The sequence below is a fragment of the Terriglobus sp. YAF25 genome, assembly GCF_052113305.1.
Lineage (GTDB): Bacteria > Acidobacteriota > Terriglobia > Terriglobales > Acidobacteriaceae > Terriglobus.
Genome location: NZ_JBFRCY010000811.1, coordinates 1 through 1,934, shown reverse-complemented (window position 1 = coordinate 1,934; position 1,934 = coordinate 1). Strand labels below are relative to the sequence as shown.

Sequence of the window (1,934 nt, the reverse complement as noted above, 5' to 3'; positions counted from 1 at the left end):
GCCTACGTACACCTACAACTACTTCAAGCGCCGCATCACCACGATCGCCTCACCTGCTCCCCTGCCTGCTGGACCGGCCAAGATTACGCTGGAGTTCAACTACGAAGGCGGAGGCATTGGGAAAGGGGCAAACATCACGCTGCTGGTGAACGACAAGCCTGTCGCGAAACAGCGGCTGCCGGAGACGGTACGTATGGCGTTCGCATTTGAAGACACCTTCGATATCGGCGAAGATAGCGCATCCCCTGCGGGCAACTATGAGAGCCCGTTCCCGTTCAACGGGACGATTCAGCATATCGATCTGGATATCGAACCAGCATCATCCAATGCGGGCGCTACGCCATAGCAGCGTTCGAGACCGGGCAATATGGCGTTGCCCATCTCGCGGGTACGATAAGCTTCCCTCATGCGCGCTACGCAGAAGGACATCGCGGAAGCAGTCGGGGTCTCTATTGTTACGGTCTCAAAGGTCATGCGTGGCCACGGAGATATCGGTCCGGAGACCCGGCAGAAGGTGCTCGACAAGGCGAAGGAGCTCAACTTCCGCCCGAATCTGGCAGCGCGTTCTCTGGTCACCGGCAAGAGCTCTATCGTTGGCCTGGTGGTGCCCGATCTGCTGCATCCCTACTTTGTCGAGATTGCGAAGTCGCTGGCCGCCACGCTGCGAAAGAACGGCTACTATCTGATGCTTTCTTCCTCGGAGGAAGACCCGCGCATGGAAGAGCAGGAGGTGGAACATCTTCTGGCGCTGCGGCTTGATGCCTTGGTTGTTGCCTCCTGTGCTCCAACCGTACCCAAACTCTTCAGTGATATTCAGGACCAGGGGACGCCGCTTGTCCTTCTGGACCGTTCCTTTAATGGCTTCCGTTGCAACTTCATCGGTTCGGATAACTCGCAGATGGGATATCTCGCGACGCAGCACCTCTTCTCTCTCAAACGCAAACGGATTGCGCATATCCGGGGACCGGAGAACTCCATCGGCCGCGGACGTTACGAAGGCTACCTCAAAGCCTTCGAAGAAGAAGGGCTGGAGCCAAATCCCAAATATGTTGTGGGAACCTCTACCGTGGACGTGGATAGTACGGTGCAGGGCCGTGATGCAATGAAGCGCCTGTTGGCGCTGAAACCGCGGCCCGATGGGGTCTTCTGCTACAGCGACCCTATTGCGATCGGCGCCATGGATGCGATTCTTGAAGCCGGTCTTCGCGTTCCCGAAGACATCGCGGTTATTGGATGCGGCAATCTCCACTACGACGAGCACCTTCGCGTCCCGCTGACAAGCGTGGACCAGGGAAGCACGCGGATCGGTGTCCGCGCGGCGAAGATGCTGCTCTCTATCCTGGATTCCAAAGCTGCACCACCGGAAAAGCCGGCTATTCGTCGTGCCATTGAGCCGGCACAGATTGTTATCCGCGAATCGACCCGGCGTTCGTAGTACTCTCATCGCGGTGTATCGCTGGATTCAGGGAACATCCTGCTTTAACTTCACTCAGAGGACCTCGTAGTGCGCCATCTGACTCGCCGGGCATTTCTTCCCTTCACCGCAGTTGCTCCTCGCRCCATCTCGCAGGTCGCGCGATCAGCATCTCACCATAGCGAAAACAATCATGATGCGAATTACACGATGTGGTTTCGCTCACCTGCATCGAATTGGATCGATGCGCTTCCGATTGGAAATGGAAGATTAGGCGGAATGGTCTTTGGCGGTGCCACGCAAGACCGAGTCTCTCTGAATGAAGACACGCTGTACTCGGGACATCCCAGGGACGGCAATAATCCCGGGGCGAAGAGCAAGCTGGCGGCTGTCAGGAAGGCAGTCCTGGAAGATGAGAACTATCATCTTGCCGACCAGATCTGTAAAGAGATGCAGGGCCCCTATGGGGAGGCGTATCAGCCTCTCGGTGACCTATATGTCACTCTGTTTGGCGATGCAG

At 57.0% G+C, this 1,934-nt stretch carries 2 protein-coding genes and 1 pseudogene; all 3 read left to right on the top strand.

The genetic code is table 11. The features are described 5' to 3' along the window. Positions 1–346, top strand: a pseudogene (locus tag AB4043_RS24025) (arylsulfatase); the annotation flags it as partial. Positions 347–406: 60 nt separating this feature from the next. Then, complete coding sequence (locus AB4043_RS24020) at positions 407–1,435, top strand: LacI family DNA-binding transcriptional regulator (protein WP_442301590.1); 1,029 nt, start codon at positions 407–409, stop codon at positions 1,433–1,435. Positions 1,436–1,624: 189 nt separating this feature from the next. After that, a partial coding sequence (locus AB4043_RS24015) for a glycoside hydrolase N-terminal domain-containing protein (RefSeq protein WP_442308318.1) occupies positions 1,625–1,934 on the top strand: 310 nt, incomplete at its 3' end.

Excerpts from the sequence above, each read along its gene's own strand:
- AB4043_RS24020 (WP_442301590.1), top strand. The coding sequence starts at position 407 with ATGCGCGCTACGCAGAAGGACATCGCGGAAGCAGTCGGGGTCTCTATT.